The sequence below is a fragment of the Planomonospora sp. ID91781 genome (genome assembly GCF_015711595.1).
Classification (GTDB): domain Bacteria; phylum Actinomycetota; class Actinomycetes; order Streptosporangiales; family Streptosporangiaceae; genus Planomonospora; species Planomonospora parontospora.
Map to the genome: position 1 here is coordinate 280,154 of NZ_JABTEY010000002.1, position 14,936 is coordinate 295,089.

Sequence of the window (14,936 nt, forward strand, 5' to 3'; positions counted from 1 at the left end):
CGTCGGCCGCTGTCAGGGGCGCAGCCGGTGGAACAGCTCCACCCGGGCGCGGTGGTATTCGACGTCCGCCTCGTCGTGTGTCACCCCTGAGTGGACGGCCTTGCGGAAGTAGGCATGCTCCCTGCGGAGCTTGTGCCTGACGAGCTGAGCGAGCGACTCCTCGTCCAGGCGGGCTGCCGTGCCGCCCTCCTCATGGTAAGCGGCCACGAACTCCGCGCTCGGCCCGGCCAGGTCGTCGCCCCATTCCAGGGCGGCGGCGGCCAGCTCCAGCTCAGGGGCGCCGACAAAGGTCTCGTCCCAATCGAGAACCGCCACTATCCGGCCGTCGTCCCTGGCCAGTGTGTTGCCGGTGTAGTAGTCGCCGTGCAGGGGGTGACGCACGGGGTACGCGGCGTGGAAGGCGGCCAGCCAGCGGTCCAGGTCGGGGTCGTCCAGCTCGGCGGCGTCCTGAGGCGGATCGCCGTACAGGCCGGACTCCTGAAAGGCGGGCACCGGGCGCGGGCCGGGGCAGCAGTCGGCCAGAGACCTGTGAAGCCTGGCAAGCAGACGGGCACCGGCTTCGCGCTGGGCCGGGATGTCGGAGTCCGGCCAGGAGCCCTCGACATACGGCCAGCAGGAGATCGGGCGGCCGTCCACGACGATGACCGTCGTCCCTTCGGCGGTCGGCAGCGGGGCGACAGCCTCGGGCAGGCCGGCGGCGGAGTGCCGGGCAATCGCGTGGCACCACTCCGATTCAGCGGCGGCGCGCCACGCCGGGCCGACGCGGATGACGTGCCCGTCGAAGCGGTAGGCGGCGGATTCCTCTCCTCCATGCAACCGCTCACTCTCTCCCGTGACACCCCAGGTCAGAGCCACGGCTTCGCGGATCTCACGGGTAAGGGGCGTCTTGACATAGATCATCCCGCCAGCCTACGTGCTTCCGTTCGGCGGCAGATGTGCCACGGTTGAGACAACTTACTGTCAAGAGCCAAGTGCGTGGCCGCGAACACTTGCCCCACGAGAGAGGGGAGACCTGGGGTCACCCAGCACGATCAGCACTCCAAGCGGTGGCTTCGCCCGGACCGATGATCTGGCGTGATCGGTGCGCAGACGTGAGAACGACGGGGGTCTTCCGTCGGCCGGAATGCCGCCGTTGTACACGCATCAGCCCGAGAGTCCAATCGACGCGCCAGGCCTCCGGGCGGGGAGCTGTCACTCTCCCCGCCCCGGATGCCTGAACCTGCTGCCGCCGCGTCCATCAGCCGGGGTGACTCACCGCTCCGGGCAGGGGAGTGGCGCTATGAACCCGGATCGGTTCAGTCCCGAGGTGACCGACGTCCCTGGGGGCTGCCGCCTGCTGTGCCGGGTCCGCGTCGCCCGGCCGGTCAAGGCCGTGCGATGCGCTCGAGCCATCGCTGCAGGAGAGCGGTTTCGACCGGTTCGAGGGCCTCGGCGCCGCCGAGCTGCAGTTGCGCGCGCAGGCGCAGCGCGGCGGCCCGCAGGGGATCGGCGTCCTGCCGGGCGGGGGGCTCGGTGAGCACGTGCGAGAACACGGCGTCGCGCATGCGGTGGGACAGGGCGGGGTCGGCGAACAGGGCCGGTCTGGCGATGTGGTCCAGAGCGGTCCCGATGTTGGCCGCCAGGATCAGCCGGGCGGCGGTTCGTGGCTCGAGCTTGAGCGCGCCCGCCGCCGCGCACCGGGTGAGCGCCGCCTCCAGCAGGTCCGTCACACGGTCTCGCGCCGTGGAGTGCGACCACGGCCGCGGAGTGAACATCAGCTGGTAGAGGGCCGGGTTGGCCTGTGCGAACGCCATGTGGCCGTCCCAGCCGGCGTGCAGGTCGGCGACCGGGTCGCCGGTCCGCTCCTGGGCGGCCTTGAGCGCGGCGTACCGCTCGTAGCCGTGGTCGGCCACGGCGTCGAGCAGCCCGCGCTTGTCACCGAACAACCGGTAGAGCACGGGCTGGCTCACACCGACCGCCTCGCAGACCGCGCGGGTGGCGATCTCGTGGTCCGAGGACGACGCCAGCTGCCGCTCTGCGGCCTCGATCATCGCCGCACGGAGCGGCTCCGCCTCTGTCATGCGATCAATGATACAGCCGGGCGCTAGCGGCGATAAGAAACCGTGCTATCGTCATTACGTAACACCGGTACGGATCATCCGTACCGATGATATGACGAGAGGGTTTTCCCATGAGCGATCAGCGCGTGGCCGTCGTCAGCGGCGGCTCCCGCGGGATAGGCAAGGCGATCGCGCTGGCGCTGGCGGCACGCGGCTGTGCGGTCGTCGTGGGCTTCCAGGGGTCGGCCTCCGCCGCGGCGCGGGTGGCCGAGGAGATCACGGCGTCCGGCGGCCGGGCGATCCCCGTCCGGGCCGACGTGGCCGACGAGGGCGCCGTCGCCGAGATGTTCGACGCGGCCGAGAGGTCCTTCGGCGGGGTCGACGTGGTCGTCAACTCCGCAGGGCGGCTGTCGCTGTCCCCGATCGCCGACCTCGACCTGGACGAGCTGGACGCCCTGCACCGCACCAACATCCGCGGCGCGTTCGTGATGGCCCGGGAGGCCGCACGCCGCCTGCGCGCCGGAGGCGCGCTCGTCAACCTGTCCACCTCCGTGGTCGGTCTGCAGTTCCCCGGCTACGGGGCGTACGCCGCGAGCAAGGGAGCCGTCGAGGCGATGACGCTGGTGCTCGCCCGCGAACTGCGCGGACGGGACATCACGGTCAACGCCGTCGCGCCCGGCCCGACCGCCACCGATCTGTTCCTGGACGGCAAGGACGAGGCGACGATCCAGCGGCTCGCCGCCCAGCCGCCGCTGGAGCGGCTCGGCACCCCCGAGGACATCGCCGAAGTCGTCTCCTTCCTGGCGAGCCCGGCCGGGCACTGGATCAACGGTCAGGTCGTGCGCGCCAACGGCGGGATCATCTGACGGCCTCGCGGGAGGTCGCGCCGCCAATCCCGTCCGGTCCGCCGCTCCGGCCCCCGTCGTCGCCGGTGTGGATCCGCACCGGATCTGCACCGGTGCGCAGGCACCGAGGACCCGGTGTCCTCGGCCGCCCCACTGTGGATAACCACCATAAGAAAGGTAATCGTCATGCCGTTCGCCAACCTCAAGGTCCCCGCCGACACCCTGACCCCCGAGTCCAAGAAGAAGCTCATCGACGCCGTCACCGACGCCTACGCCGACGTGTACGGCGAGCGCGCCAGGGCGACCACTCTGGTCCTGCTCGAGGAGGTCGCCGACGGCGGCTGGGGTCTCGGCGGCAACGTCCTCACCGCTGAGATGCTCGGCCGCAGCTGACCCGGCTCGACCCGGCTGCGGCCGGTGACGGTCCTGCGGGAGCTCTACCCCTGCTCCGAGGCCGACGCCGAGGCGATGGTGCGCCTGATCGACGCCGACAAGGCCGTCGCGAACTGGCCCCGCTACCTGCGCTCCTTCACCCCCGAGCACTTCGCCAGCCGGCAGGCCCGCTCGGCCCCCACGCCGATCCCGCCGCCGCTGCGTCGTGCTGGCCGCCCAGCCGCACAGCGAGCCGTCCGGCGACGTCGTCCCCGTCGACCGGAGCCTCGCCGAGCTGCGCGAGCGTATGGGCTGGACGGCTCCGGGCGCGTCGTAAGCCGCCGCTGGTGCGCCGTCCCACAAGGTCGGCGCACCAGCGGCGGCGCCAACCCACAAGCCCGGTGCGCGCGGGCCAGCCCACAAGCTGGCGCTTCCGGTGCGGGAGCGGGCCTGGGATCATTCGGGGGCGGGGCCGCTTCAGCAGGGTCAGGACCCGCGCGTGGAACTCCCGGTGGTTGATCGGCTTGAGGATGAAGTCGTCGGCTCCCGCCCGGCAGGCCTCCTGCTGGGCGTCCTTGACGCTGTCGCTCACCCGGGAGGTCAGCGGCAGCACCGCCGTCTCGGGCGCGGCGCGCAGCCGCCGGCAGACCCCCGTGCCCGGCAGGCCCGGCAGGCTGGGCAGCCGCCGGTCCACCACCACCAGGTCCGGGCGCGCCTCCCGGGCCGTCGGCAGGGCCTGGGCGCCGTCCGCCACGGCGCGCACCCGCCACCCGGCCTGCTCCAGCAGCAGGGCCGGCAGGTTCTGGTGATCGGGGCCGTCTTCGACGACCAGCGCGCCCGGCATGCTTCTTCCCCGGTTCCGGGAGGGATCCTTCCCCGGCGGGCCCCCGATGAGCATCGCCGGGCCGGGCTGCGGCGTTAAGCCCACCAGGGAGGGCATTCATCCCGTTATGACTCTTTGGCCGGTTTCGGGGTGAAGGAGGAGACCATGGGGCGGCGGTCCGTACTCGGTGACGGCGCGCGACGCGCCGCCCGCCGGCTGGCGCTGTTCTTCGCCTTCCTGGCGCTGTTGAGCGCGGTGGCGCTGCGCCGGGCACCGCCGCAGCGCCAGCCGTACATCGCCGCGGCCCTCCTGGCCGGGGCCGTGCTGGCGCCGGTGGCCTGGTGGATCCCGTGGCACCGGCCACCCAATGAATCTACAGCGTAAAGCCGCTAGCTATGATCATTTGAACGGAGCATCGATCCGCGACCGGCCGTCAACACTTTCCCGGCGCCTGGCCGCCAGACGGATCCCACCGCATGAACGTCGCCGACCGCGCTCGCTGTTCTGTCTCAGGAGACCTGGCGTGTGTCTCACAGAGCTGGCGTGAACCCCTGGGTTTGGTGTCGATCATGCGGGTCCACTCGTCGAGCCGGCCCTCGGTGAGGGGGTTGGGCAGCATCGCACCGGCGTTGTTGATCACCAGGTCGACCAGACCGTAGGCATCGTGGGCGGCCTTGGCCGCGGCGTCGGCCGAAACCTCGGCTTCCGCCTCCAGCGCCTGGCCTGCGGTTGGTCCCCTTTCCGGCCTGCTCGGTCCGCCCCCGGTCGGAGGAGGTGCTGGGGCGGCCGCACGTGCTGGCCGAGTGATCACCAGCGGGCTCACATGTCTCCTCGCGCGGGAGCAGGTCCTCGACCGCTGCCGCTGAACCGCCCCTCGGCGGCCGCTTCCTCCCGGAACCGGATGATGATCGTTTAGGATGTCGATCACGAGGAGCTCCACGGCCAGCGCAGAGGAGGACGCCTGTGACGGCGTCGGACGATCCGTATGCGGTTCTCGGCAACGGGTACGCGCGCCGGCGGCGTCCCGACCCGCGCATCGCGGCGATGATCGAATCGGCTCTCGGCCCGGCTCGCTCGGTACTCAACGTGGGTGCGGGCGCCGGCTCCTACGAGCCCTCCGGGCGGCGGGTGGTCGCGGTGGAACCGTCGGCCACGATGATCGCGCAGCGTCCGCCGGGGTCGGCTCCGGTCGTGCAGGGTATCGCCGAGGCCCTGCCCGTGGGGGACGGGGCGTTCGACGCGGCCACGGCGATCCTGACCGTGCACCACTGGACCGTCCTGCGGGCCGGGCTCTCGGAGCTGCGCCGGGTCTCCCGGCGGCAGGCCGTGCTCACCTGGGACCCGGCGGTGAGTTCGCGGTTCTGGCTGGTCGAGGAGTACTTCCCGCAGATCGCCGAGCGCGAGCGCGATCTGGTGACCCTGGATGCGGTCCGGGACGAGTTGGAGCGGGTGGGCGCGCGGGTGGAGGTGATCCCGGTTCCCGTCCCGGCGGACTGCACCGACGGCTTCACGGGCGCCTACTGGCGGCGGCCGGAGGCGTACCTCGATACGGAGGTCCGGGCGGCGATGTCCCCGCTGGCACTGCTCGACCCGCCGGACGTCGAGCGCGGCCTGGGGCGGCTCGGCGCCGACCTCGCTGAGGGCCGCTGGCACGATCGTCACGTCGGCCTGCTCGCCCGCGACGAGTTCGACCTCGGCTACCGCCTGGTGGTCGCCTGATCACGCGGCTCAGGTCCGAGGACGAACCCGGTGGCGTTGTTTCCCGCTGCGGATCCGAATGCGTTCCCGCCGTCGCCCGGTGCGATGCTGACCCCCGCGCAGCGGCTGAGCGGTCGGTGGACCGCCTTCCCGGGAACAAGGCCCACTGCGTCCACCCTGTCGTCCACGCTCACCGAACAGACCCCTGCAGGCGCAGAGGTCGGTGTGCGGGAAACGCGCGGCCGGCTCGGTGAGTCGACGGACGGGGCCCCTTCTGTGTCAGATCGCGGTCGGGTTCTTTGCCGGGTCTCCACCGGATGGTCACTCGCGGGCGGCGACCAGGGCTGTGGGAGACGGTCTGGTCGCTGTCAGAGCGGTCAGGGCGCTGGTGGCGGCGGTGACGGCCAGTGAGGCCATGATCAGCAGGCCGAGGAGGGTCCAGGGTACGGAGAGGACGTGCACGCCTGCGGGACCCGCGTAGAAGCCCGCCAGCGCAGCTGCGGCGACCAGGGTTCCCAGCAGCAGGCCGATCAGGGTGACCGCGGCGGACTCGATGACGGCCATTCGGACGACCTGGCTGCGGCTCAACCCGGTGGCGCGGGCGACGGCGAACTCGGTGCGGCGTTCTGCGGCGGCGATCACGACGGCGTTGATCACCGCGATCGCGGCGTACAGGCCGGACATGCCCATCAGGACGGCCATGATCCCCGTGGTGCCGCGCTGCTGGGTCTGCACCCGGGCGTCGGCCCATTGGCGGAGGGTGCGCACCTCGCCGATTCCGGCGGCGCGGATCCGGTCGGCGACCGCGTGCGGTGATGTGCCGGGGGCGACCTGGACCAGGGTCTCGGTCGGCGCGTCGGCGAGCATCGCGGTGGGGATGAGGTCGCGCGGGACCAGGAAGTTGTCGCTGCCGTTCTCCAGGACTTCCGGCAGGCGCGCGACGGTGCGCAGGGTGAACCCGTGGGGGCCGATCCGTGCCGTGACCGTGCCGTCGCGGACGCCTTCGCCGACCAGCCCGGGGCCGATGGCGACGGTGCGGCCGCGCAGGGCGTCCAGGGAGCCCGAGCGCAGGGCGAGGCGGTGGGTGCGCCGGTAGGCGGCGCCGTCGACCGCGATGATCCCCGAATGGTGGGTCCGCCGGTAGGAGCGGTGCTCCACGCGGTGCCGGGCCGTCACCGACATCTCCACCTGGCTTTGCGGGGAGGCCAGGGCGACGCCGGGGATCCGGGGGATGCGGGCTGCGGCTGCTCCGGTCGACGCGACCACCAGGTCGGCGACGGTGTTGTGTTCGAGGTCGGCGCCGGTGGCGCGGGCCAGCGAGTTCAGCGCACCGGTCAGGCCGACCAGCAGGCCGACCAGCACGATGACGGGTGCGGCCGTCGAGGCGCTGCGCCGTACCGCGTCACGCAGGTTGGCCTGCGCCAGTTCGCCGAGCGCGCTGGTCCGCAGCACCGTCCCCAGCAGCCGGCCGACCAGTGGGACGGCCAGTGGGCTCAACGCGCTCAGGGCGATCGATCCGAAGACCGGGATCGCCATCGCGACCAGCAGGGCACCCAGCAGATCCGCGCCATGCCCTGCCACAACGAGCATGACGGTCAGCGCGAGTGAGGACACTCCCCACAGCCAGCGGCCGAGGGTCATCACGCGGGTGGCACGGGGGGCGTTGCGCAGGGCGTCCAACGGGCGCACCCGCGCCGCCCGATAGGAGGCCGACAGCACCCCGAAGACCGCGACGCCGATTCCCACGGCCGGCGACAGCAGCAGCATCCCGCTGGACCAGCGGGCGGAGAAGTCGCCGGGAAGCAGCCCGATCCCGATCAGCAGCCTGGCCTGGACCCAGGTGGCCGGCACGCCCAGCAGGACCCCGAAGGCGCTGCCGGCCAGCCCCAGCAGGAACGCCTCGCCCAGCAGCAGCCTGATCAGCTGAGGGCGGCTCCCGCCGAGCATCCGCAGCAGGGCCAGCTCCGTGCGCCGCTGCTCGACGGAGAAGGCGAACGTCGAGCCCACGATGAACACCGCCAGGAACATCGCCAGCGGTGTGGCCATGCCCAGCAGCGTCGCGGCCCCGACGTACCCCTCCCTGATCTGCTCGGCGACCCGGCCGGAGGTGCCCGGCGGGATCGCGGGCTCGCCCGTGGAGACCAGCACGAGCACCGACGACTGGACCAGGGCCACGCCGAGTGCGACCGTCAGCAGTGCTCCGGTGAACAGCGGCCAGCGGTCGCGAACGGTGCTGGCGGAGATGCGCAGCATGGGTCAGCCCTCCAGCCGGGTGAGCCGTTCGGCCACCTGGGCGGCGGAGGGACGCAGCAGACGGTCGGCGATCCGGCCGTCGGACAGGAACACCACCGCGTCGGCGCTCGCCGCCGCGACCGGGTCGTGGGTGACCATGACGACGGTCTGCCCGGCGGCGTCGACCATGCGGCGCAGCAGCCGCAGGACCGTGCGGGCCGACCCGGTGTCCAGGGCTCCGGTGGGTTCGTCGGCGAACAGCACCGAGGGCCGCGTCACCATCGCGCGGGCGATCGCCACCCGCTGCTGCTGCCCGCCCGACAGCTCCCGCGGTCGATGCCGCCCTCGGTCGGCCAGTCCCACATCGGCCAACGCGGTCTGCACATCACGGCGCGACGGCCGGGCCCCGGTCAGCCGCAACGGGAGCGCGACGTTCTGCTCGGCGGTCAGCGAACCGATCAGGTTGAGGCTCTGGAAGACGAACCCCACGGCGCGGCGCCGCAGCCTGGTCAGTTCCGCGTCGGTGGCGTGGGTGATGTCCTGCCCGGCCAGCAGGACGCGACCGGCGGTCACCCGATCCAGGCCCGCGGCGCAGTGCAGCAGGGTGGATTTTCCCGACCCTGACGGGCCCATCACGGCGGTCCAGGAACCGGCCGGGAAGGTCACACTGACGTCGGCCAGCGCGTGCACCTGCGTCTCACCGGCCCCGTAGTGCCTGCTCACCTGGTACAGCTGCACGGGTGCGGCCGGGATGCCGGCGTGCGGCCCCGCGGCGGCAGGAGCCCTCATCGCACGACCTCCAGGCCGATGCCGCTCGCCCGCGCCGGAGTCCGCGGGGGACCGGACGCCGCGTCCACCAAGCCGCCGACCGATGCCGCATCGGCAAGGACCGCCGGGAGAGCGGTGACGCGTACGGGAAGCCTTCGTCTCATGTCTGGGATCCCACCACCGCGGCACCGGCGCCCGCATCACGGTGATCCACCAACATGGAGGTATGCCCAGCACTACCTCGGTGCCGGAGCGGGCCGCGGGGTCGACTAGCGTACGCCTGTGCCGAACGATCCGCCGCCCACTCCGCTGGCCGCGATGGGACGCCGCGGGTTCCTGCTGACCGCCTGGCCTTGGCGCGCCGCCGGCTACCTGCTGTCGACCGTGCCGGTCGTGCTCACGGCGGGCCTGCCGCTGGTTCTGCTCGGCCTGCCGCTGCTTCGGGCCGTCGCCCCGGACGCCACCCCCGGCGAGCGGGCGTTCCTCGCCGTCCTCGGTGGCCTGCTGGTCGCCGGGCTCGGACCGATGGCGACCATCCCGCTGGCCAGGCTGGAGCGGCGCCGGCTGCGCCTGGTGGATCTCCGCTCGACGGGTTCGGGCCATCGGCGGCCGCCGGGCCGGGGTATCGTGCCATGGCTTCGCACCCGCTATACCGAATCGGTCACCTGGCGCGAACTCGGCTACTTCCTGCTGCTGGCCGCCACCACCCCCATCCTTTACGCGGTGCTGTCGTCTGCGCTGGTCTTGCAGCTCTGCGCCATCGCCGCCCCGCTGATCCTGCTGGGCGGCGACGGCCCGATGGCGCTGGGCCTGATGAAGGTCGCCACCCCGGCGGACGCGCTGCCGTACGCGCTCGCCGCGCTCGTGCTGCTGCCCGCCGTTCCGTACCTGCTGGCGCTGACCGCCGGTGCGCAGGCCGCGCTCGCCCGGGCGCTGCTCCAGCGCGGATCCGGCGAACGGCTCCAAGCCGAACTCGTCGAGGTCGCGCGTTCGCGGGCGCGGCTGGTCGACGCGTTCGAGGCCGAACGCCGCCGCATCGAACGCGACCTGCACGACGGCGCCCAGCAACGGCTGCTCTCGCTCACCATGAAGCTCGGGCTGGCCCGGGTGGACCTGCCGCCCGGATCTGCGGCCGCCGACAGTGTGGCCGACGCCCACCATGAGGCCAAGCAGCTCATGACCGAGCTGCGGGAACTGGTGCACGGCATCCATCCCCGCGTGCTCACCGATCGGGGACTGGCGGCGGCGCTGGGCGAACTGGCCGACCGATCCCCCCTGGCGGTCACCGTCGCGGCCGACCTGCCCGGACGGCCGCCCCGCCACGTCGAGAGCACGGCCTACTTCGCCGCCGCCGAGGCGCTCACCAACGCCGCCAAGCACAGCGGCGCCGATCGGGCCGGAGTGGCTGCGCGCTGGGACGACGGCGTCCTCACCCTGGAGATCGTCGATGGCGGTGCCGGCGGCGCCGATCCCGACCGCGGCACCGGACTGACCGGGCTGGCCGACCGGGTGGCGGTGATCGACGGCAGACTACTGGTGTCGAGCCCGGCCGGTGGCCCGACCCGTGTACGTGTGGAGCTTCCGTGCGATCTGAACCGACCGCTGTCCGGGTAGTCCTCGCCGAGGACGGCGTCCTCCTGCGGGAGGGCTTGGCGGGCCTGCTGTCCCGGTTCGCCTTCGACGTCGTGGCCGCCGTGGGCGACGCCGCGGCCCTGCGCGCGGCCGTCGCCGAGCACCGCCCCGACCTGGTGATCACTGATATCCGGATGCCGCCGGACTTCTCCGACGAGGGCCTGCGGGCGGCTGTGGAGCTGCGCCACGCCGATCCGGACCTGGCGGTGGTGGCGCTCAGCCAGTACGTCGAGCTGAGCTACGCCGCCGACCTGCTGGACTCCGGCGCCGGCCGCCGGGTCGGCTACCTGCTCAAGGACCGGGTGGTCGACGTCGCCGACTTCGTCGCCGCGCTGCGCCAGGTGCTGGGCGGCGGCACGGTGGTGGACCCGCAGGTCATCCGCCAGCTCATCACCCGGCGACGAGATCCGCTCGCAGGGCTTTCCCCGCGCGAGCACGAAGTGCTCACGCTCATCGCCGAAGGCCACTCCAACGCCGCCATCGCCCGGCGGCTGGTCGTCACGGACGCGACCGTGGGCAAGCACGTCCGCAGTATCCTCGCCAAGCTCGACCTTCCCCAGACCGAGGACACCCACCGCAGAGTCCTCGCCGTCCTGGCCTATCTCCGTGGCCGACCCGCAAACCCGGAACCTCGTTGATCCCGCTGTGATGGATCCTGCCGGATGGCCCAGTGGGCCCGAAGACATCGACCGGCCGCCGCGCCGTGACGGCCCTCCGCTCCCGAACATGTCCCCAGCCGCCAGGTAGCGGAGTGAAGGATCAAGCCTGGGTTCGGGCCGTGTGCGCGCCGGGGGCTCCGGTGGTTCTCACTGCGGCCGAACGGCGACCGAATCGGCGGAGAGCGTGACCTCGACGGTGATGTGCGGATTGTCCGGCTGAGGGAGCTGAAGCCCGCGCTTGAACTCCTCGGCATCGTCCGGCATCACCTTCGGCTGAACCGTGACCTTGACCTGGCCGGTCTCCTCATCTGAGTGCGCCATCATCGTGGCCACCTCAGGACGGGATCGGAGCCGGGAGACGGCTGTGTCCTGGGCCCGCCGGAGCTCCGAGGCCGAGAATCCCTTGCCGCCGATCAGGGTGACCTCCATGGGGAGGGTCCTGGCCGGCTCGATCGCGCGAGTCGGGATGGGACCCTTGAAGCCGACGCGCAGCCCCTGTCTGTCAGCCACGGCGTCTCATCGGTGTCGTCGGCCGCCAGCGGGTGGCGGACCCGCACCGGTGACGCGTCCGCGAACGGGTTCGCCTGCCGGGCCGGCGCTCCCGCCAAGGCCTCCACGCCCAGCTTCAGGTCCGACTTGGCCAGCACCGTCTCGATCGTGCCCGCGGTCAGCTCATTGGCCACCGCCAGAATGACCGTGTTGCTCGCCGCGAACGCCTCCACCGGCAGAGCCCCCGGCAGCATGATCGTTCTCAGCGTCAACCGCTGTTCCCGGGTTCCTCAATCCCGGTGCTCTCGACCATGCCGGCGTCTCAGACGCTGGTCGCAGTGCCCCCGGAGGGGGTGGGGGCGTCCATGCCCTGGTCCGGCGTGCCGTCGAGGGAGACGCCCCGCGCGCTGAGCAGCACCACGAAGGCGCAGCTTCCGGTGAGGGCGATGTCAGCGAGGTTGCCGACGAACAGGCCCCCGTAGTCGATGAAGTCGACGACATGGCCCCGGGCGAAGCCGGGCGGGCGAAACAGGCGGTCCAGCAGGTGAGAGGCGGCACCGCCCAGCAGCGCACCCAACGCCACGGTCCAGGCCGCCGAGCGCAGCCGCCGCCCGACATGCGCGATGCCGGCCACGGCCGCGGCCGCGGCCAGGGTGAACACCCACGTCGCCCCCTCGCCGATCGAGAAGGCGGCACCCGGGTTGAACAACAACCGCAACTGAATCACCCCCGGGATCACCGAGAGGCGTTCGCCGTCGGCCAGCGCCGAGATCGCCCAGAACTTGGAGGCCTGGTCGACGAGAAGAACCACGACGGCCAGCACGAGCATCCACCCGTACGGCCGCATTCCTCGTCGCGCTGTGCGCGCACTTCGTTCGTCCGACATGCCTACCTACCTTGCGATCGTGGGATCGAGCGCAGCAAATCTAGCGATACCGACCTGCTGGTGGATACGGCGATGATGACCCGTCCCTTACTCCCGTGTACCGGAGAAGAGTCCACATGGCCGATGCGGGCGCTGCACGCGCTGTGGCGGCGCGAGGTGGGCGCAACCGGATCCCGCCAGCCGAGGTGCGGGCCGCGGTGGAGGCGGCGCTGCAGCAGGCCGATGCCGCGACGAGCGCTCCGGTTACGGCGGGGCACCACCGCCGCCTCCGTTCGCACGGGTGCCGGAGTCCGCCGAACCGGCCGGTCTCACCAGGGCCGCCACCTCCCGGTGCCTGCGGTGGAAGCTCAACCGGTAGCGTCTGTCATCGCGGGTGACCACCAGGACGTCCACCGGTGAATCCTCGTTCCCGCGTCCGGGGAGCGTGACCTCCGCTCCTCTCAGCGGCACCGTATGGCGGTTCATCCCGCCCTCCCTGTCGATCGAGAACACGACCTGCTCCTCCGACACGGTCAGGAATCCCCGACGCGACACTCCGACGTCGGAGAGGGCGGAGACGGAGACGGACGGAAGCTGCTCGAACCATCCCTCGGCCATCACCGATCCGTCCGACCGCCGGATCGGCGGCCCGAAACAGGTCTCGGCCAGCCACCGCATCCCACGCCGGATCCAGGGCAGGATCGGGGACAGGAGCCGGGACAGGAGCCGGGACAGGACGCGGGAGACGATCCATTGCCAGAGCCCTTCGGACAGGAAGAGGACGAGAGCGAACCCACCGGCGAACAGAGCGATCACGGAGAGCCCGCTGAATCTTCCGGTCCCCCCGGTGACTGATCGAGCGACGAGCACGATGATCACCTCCTGCCCGCCCAACGCGTTCGCCCCCACGCCGGTTCCCCTGACGGATCTTCCATCCCGTGCGGTCCCGCCCGCCGTGATTCGGCACGACCACGCCACCGGAACCGCCCTCGCCGTCGACTCCGACCACGCCGAAGCGATCTGAGCCCTGGCGCGAGCGCACCAGCAGTCGATCTGGGCCCGCCGGCGCCAGGTCAACGTCTTGCGCAGCCACCCGCGGGAGTTCTGCCCGGCCGCGCTGCAGGCCTTCGACGACCTGACCGCGCGCGACGCCCTGGCGGTGCCGGCCAAGGTCCCGACCCCGCAGGCGGGCCGGGCGCGGGCTGCTTCCAGGCCGTTCCCGGGCTTGCGGATGATGTCGTGGCGACGGTCCTCGGCCGGGGCGAAGGTACAGGTGCCGTAGGCGCTCAGGCGGGAACGGACGAACGCTCACAGCCGGGCCAGGACCCGGTCGGCCAGGTGGCGCAGGACGTCGACCTGGTCGGGGCCGAGGGCGTCGAAGAACAGGTCCCGGACGGCCTGGACGTGGCCGGGGGCGGCGTCGGTGATCGCCTGGCGTCCGGTTGCGGTGAGCACGACGAAGGCTCCCCGGCCGTCGTCGGCGCATTCCTGGCGTTCGACCAGGCCGCGGCGCTGCATCCGGCTCAGGTGGTGCGACAGGCGGCTCTGCTCCCATTCGAGGGCGCGCTGCAGTTCATACGGGCGCAACCGCCCATCGAGGGCGTCGGTGAGGTGGACCAGCACGTCGTAGTCGGCCAGGGACAGGCCGGAGGCCGCCTGCAGCCGCCGGTTCAGCTCGGCGCTCAACCGCGCCTGCATGCGCAGGTAGGCCCGCCAGGCGCGCTGCTGGTCGTCATCGAGCCAGGAAGGGGTGTCCATGAGTTCATCCTACCCCGGATGAATGATGTGTCATGCAGTTTGTGGAATGGATGACGCATCATGTAGGTTGAAGGTTGTAGATGACACGTCATTAAGTATGGCGTCGCACTCAATGGTGTCGCGCTCACAGGGGAGAACCGACATGACCATCACCACCGGCCACACCAACCTGACCGGCACCTACACCATCGACCCGGTCCACACCCAGATCGGCTTCACGGCCCGCCACGCCATGGTCACCAAGGTCCGCGGCGCCTTCGACGACTTCGACGGCACCGTCGTCTTCGACGCCGCCGACCCGGCCGCCACCGCCGTGACCGTGACCATCCGGGCCGCCGGCATCAACACCCGCAACGACCAGCGCGACGAGCACCTGCGCAGCGACGACTTCCTGGCCGTGGAGGCCCACCCGCAGATCACGTTCGCCTCCACCGCCTTCCGGATGACCGGCGAGGCGAGCTTCGACCTCACCGGCGACCTGACCATCAAGGGCGTCACCAACACGATCACCATCCCGTTCACCTTCGAGGGCGCCTCCGCCGACCCGTTCGGCAACACCCGGCTCGGCTTCGAGGGCTCGGTGGCGATCAACCGCAAGGACTACGGCGTGACCTGGAACGCCGCACTGGAGACCGGCGGTTTCCTGGTCAGCGACAAGATCGTGCTGGAGTTCGAGGTCTCCGCCATCAAGAACGCCTGACGAGACCCGGCCTTCGCCGGCGCCGCCGGTACCCGGCCGCCGTCCCGTCACCGTCT

General features: G+C 71.7%; 19 protein-coding genes. 9 read left to right on the forward strand and 10 right to left on the reverse strand.

Annotated elements, in window-relative coordinates:
* Positions 1–12: 12 nt before the first annotated feature.
* On the reverse strand, positions 13–900 hold the full coding sequence (locus HS048_RS20400) for a phosphotransferase enzyme family protein (protein WP_196468273.1): 888 nt from the start codon (positions 898–900) through the stop codon (positions 13–15).
* A 464-nt stretch (positions 901–1,364) separates the two neighbouring features.
* Positions 1,365–2,060, reverse strand: a complete 696-nt coding sequence (locus HS048_RS20405) for a TetR/AcrR family transcriptional regulator (protein ID WP_068900908.1) — start codon at positions 2,058–2,060, stop codon at positions 1,365–1,367.
* A 110-nt stretch (positions 2,061–2,170) separates the two neighbouring features.
* Between HS048_RS20405 and HS048_RS20410 the strand changes: the two genes are divergently transcribed.
* A complete protein-coding gene (locus HS048_RS20410; RefSeq protein ID WP_196468274.1) occupies positions 2,171–2,905 on the forward strand; it encodes an SDR family oxidoreductase in 735 nt (244 codons plus the stop codon).
* Between the two features lie 165 nt (positions 2,906–3,070).
* A complete protein-coding gene (locus HS048_RS20415) occupies positions 3,071–3,277 on the forward strand; it encodes a 4-oxalocrotonate tautomerase family protein (protein WP_068900911.1) in 207 nt (68 codons plus the stop codon).
* A 136-nt stretch (positions 3,278–3,413) separates the two neighbouring features.
* On the opposite strand, the gene HS048_RS20420 is transcribed toward HS048_RS20415, so the two are convergent.
* Complete coding sequence (locus HS048_RS20420) at positions 3,414–4,100, reverse strand: response regulator transcription factor (protein ID WP_196468275.1); 687 nt, start codon at positions 4,098–4,100, stop codon at positions 3,414–3,416.
* 144 nt (positions 4,101–4,244) lie between these two features.
* Here HS048_RS20420 and HS048_RS20425 point away from each other — a divergent pair, with 144 nt between their 5' ends.
* Both HS048_RS20425 and HS048_RS20430 read left to right on the forward strand, forming a co-directional pair.
* A complete protein-coding gene (locus tag HS048_RS20425; protein WP_196468276.1) occupies positions 4,245–4,463 on the forward strand; it encodes a hypothetical protein in 219 nt (72 codons plus the stop codon).
* A gap of 579 nt (positions 4,464–5,042) precedes the next feature.
* Positions 5,043–5,798: a class I SAM-dependent methyltransferase gene (locus HS048_RS20430; RefSeq protein WP_196468277.1), complete on the forward strand. Its 756-nt coding sequence runs from the start codon at positions 5,043–5,045 to the stop codon at positions 5,796–5,798.
* Between the two features lie 300 nt (positions 5,799–6,098).
* On the opposite strand, the gene HS048_RS20435 is transcribed toward HS048_RS20430, so the two are convergent.
* Together HS048_RS20435 and HS048_RS20440 are read right to left on the reverse strand one after the other, a co-directional pair.
* Positions 6,099–8,030, reverse strand: coding sequence for an FtsX-like permease family protein (locus HS048_RS20435; RefSeq protein ID WP_196468278.1), 1,932 nt, complete (start codon positions 8,028–8,030; stop codon positions 6,099–6,101).
* A 3-nt stretch (positions 8,031–8,033) separates the two neighbouring features.
* Entirely contained in the window at positions 8,034–8,798 is a 765-nt protein-coding gene (locus HS048_RS20440; RefSeq protein ID WP_196468279.1) for an ABC transporter ATP-binding protein, read from the reverse strand.
* A 261-nt stretch (positions 8,799–9,059) separates the two neighbouring features.
* Between HS048_RS20440 and HS048_RS20445 the strand changes: the two genes are divergently transcribed.
* Entirely contained in the window at positions 9,060–10,391 is a 1,332-nt protein-coding gene (locus HS048_RS20445; protein ID WP_307832568.1) for a sensor domain-containing protein, read from the forward strand.
* On the forward strand, positions 10,361–11,047 hold the full coding sequence (locus tag HS048_RS20450; protein WP_068900924.1) for a response regulator transcription factor: 687 nt from the start codon (positions 10,361–10,363) through the stop codon (positions 11,045–11,047). The genes HS048_RS20445 and HS048_RS20450 overlap by 31 nt, the downstream gene beginning before the upstream one ends.
* 168 nt (positions 11,048–11,215) lie before the next feature.
* On the opposite strand, the gene HS048_RS20455 is transcribed toward HS048_RS20450, so the two are convergent.
* The 4 genes from HS048_RS20455 to HS048_RS20470 all read right to left on the reverse strand — a co-directional run bounded on the left by HS048_RS20455 (position 11,216) and on the right by HS048_RS20470 (position 13,238).
* Positions 11,216–11,497 carry a hypothetical protein gene (locus HS048_RS20455; protein WP_196468280.1) on the reverse strand — a complete coding sequence of 94 codons (282 nt, stop codon included), beginning with the start codon at positions 11,495–11,497 and terminating at the stop codon, positions 11,216–11,218.
* Positions 11,482–11,829: a hypothetical protein gene (locus HS048_RS20460; protein ID WP_196468281.1), complete on the reverse strand. Its 348-nt coding sequence runs from the start codon at positions 11,827–11,829 to the stop codon at positions 11,482–11,484. The genes HS048_RS20455 and HS048_RS20460 overlap by 16 nt, the downstream gene beginning before the upstream one ends.
* Before the next feature lie 50 nt (positions 11,830–11,879).
* The gene (locus HS048_RS20465) at positions 11,880–12,404 is read right to left on the reverse strand and encodes a signal peptidase II (RefSeq protein WP_196468282.1); all 525 of its coding nucleotides are present in this window, start codon (positions 12,402–12,404) and stop codon (positions 11,880–11,882) included.
* A gap of 282 nt (positions 12,405–12,686) precedes the next feature.
* The gene (locus HS048_RS20470; RefSeq protein WP_196468283.1) at positions 12,687–13,238 is read right to left on the reverse strand and encodes a hypothetical protein; all 552 of its coding nucleotides are present in this window, start codon (positions 13,236–13,238) and stop codon (positions 12,687–12,689) included.
* 31 nt (positions 13,239–13,269) lie between these two features.
* Between HS048_RS20470 and HS048_RS20475 the strand changes: the two genes are divergently transcribed.
* Together HS048_RS20475 and HS048_RS20480 are read left to right on the forward strand one after the other, a co-directional pair.
* Positions 13,270–13,446 (forward strand): hypothetical protein, encoded by a 177-nt coding sequence (locus HS048_RS20475; RefSeq protein WP_196468284.1) that lies wholly within the window; start codon positions 13,270–13,272, stop codon positions 13,444–13,446.
* A 57-nt stretch (positions 13,447–13,503) separates the two neighbouring features.
* Positions 13,504–13,704 carry a hypothetical protein gene (locus tag HS048_RS20480; RefSeq protein WP_068900932.1) on the forward strand — a complete coding sequence of 67 codons (201 nt, stop codon included), beginning with the start codon at positions 13,504–13,506 and terminating at the stop codon, positions 13,702–13,704.
* Positions 13,705–13,730: 26 nt separating this feature from the next.
* Here the strand turns inward: HS048_RS20480 and HS048_RS20485 are convergent, their stop codons facing one another.
* Positions 13,731–14,180, reverse strand: a complete 450-nt coding sequence (locus tag HS048_RS20485) for a MarR family winged helix-turn-helix transcriptional regulator (RefSeq protein WP_068900934.1) — start codon at positions 14,178–14,180, stop codon at positions 13,731–13,733.
* Between the two features lie 142 nt (positions 14,181–14,322).
* Between HS048_RS20485 and HS048_RS20490 the strand changes: the two genes are divergently transcribed.
* The gene (locus HS048_RS20490; protein WP_068900935.1) at positions 14,323–14,880 is read left to right on the forward strand and encodes a YceI family protein; all 558 of its coding nucleotides are present in this window, start codon (positions 14,323–14,325) and stop codon (positions 14,878–14,880) included.
* Positions 14,881–14,936 lie beyond the last annotated feature (56 nt).

Excerpts from the sequence above, each read along its gene's own strand:
- HS048_RS20400 (WP_196468273.1), bottom strand. The coding sequence starts at position 900 with ATGATCTATGTCAAGACGCCCCTTACCCGTGAGATCCGCGAAGCCGTG.
- HS048_RS20405 (WP_068900908.1), bottom strand. The coding sequence starts at position 2,060 with ATGACAGAGGCGGAGCCGCTCCGTGCGGCGATGATCGAGGCCGCAGAG.
- HS048_RS20410 (WP_196468274.1), top strand. The coding sequence starts at position 2,171 with ATGAGCGATCAGCGCGTGGCCGTCGTCAGCGGCGGCTCCCGCGGGATA.
- HS048_RS20415 (WP_068900911.1), top strand. The coding sequence starts at position 3,071 with ATGCCGTTCGCCAACCTCAAGGTCCCCGCCGACACCCTGACCCCCGAG.
- HS048_RS20420 (WP_196468275.1), bottom strand. The coding sequence starts at position 4,100 with ATGCCGGGCGCGCTGGTCGTCGAAGACGGCCCCGATCACCAGAACCTG.
- HS048_RS20425 (WP_196468276.1), top strand. The coding sequence starts at position 4,245 with ATGGGGCGGCGGTCCGTACTCGGTGACGGCGCGCGACGCGCCGCCCGC.
- HS048_RS20435 (WP_196468278.1), bottom strand. The coding sequence starts at position 8,030 with ATGCTGCGCATCTCCGCCAGCACCGTTCGCGACCGCTGGCCGCTGTTC.
- HS048_RS20440 (WP_196468279.1), bottom strand. The coding sequence starts at position 8,798 with ATGAGGGCTCCTGCCGCCGCGGGGCCGCACGCCGGCATCCCGGCCGCA.
- HS048_RS20455 (WP_196468280.1), bottom strand. The coding sequence starts at position 11,497 with ATGGAGGTCACCCTGATCGGCGGCAAGGGATTCTCGGCCTCGGAGCTC.
- HS048_RS20465 (WP_196468282.1), bottom strand. The coding sequence starts at position 12,404 with ATGCGGCCGTACGGGTGGATGCTCGTGCTGGCCGTCGTGGTTCTTCTC.
- HS048_RS20485 (WP_068900934.1), bottom strand. The coding sequence starts at position 14,180 with ATGGACACCCCTTCCTGGCTCGATGACGACCAGCAGCGCGCCTGGCGG.
- HS048_RS20490 (WP_068900935.1), top strand. The coding sequence starts at position 14,323 with ATGACCATCACCACCGGCCACACCAACCTGACCGGCACCTACACCATC.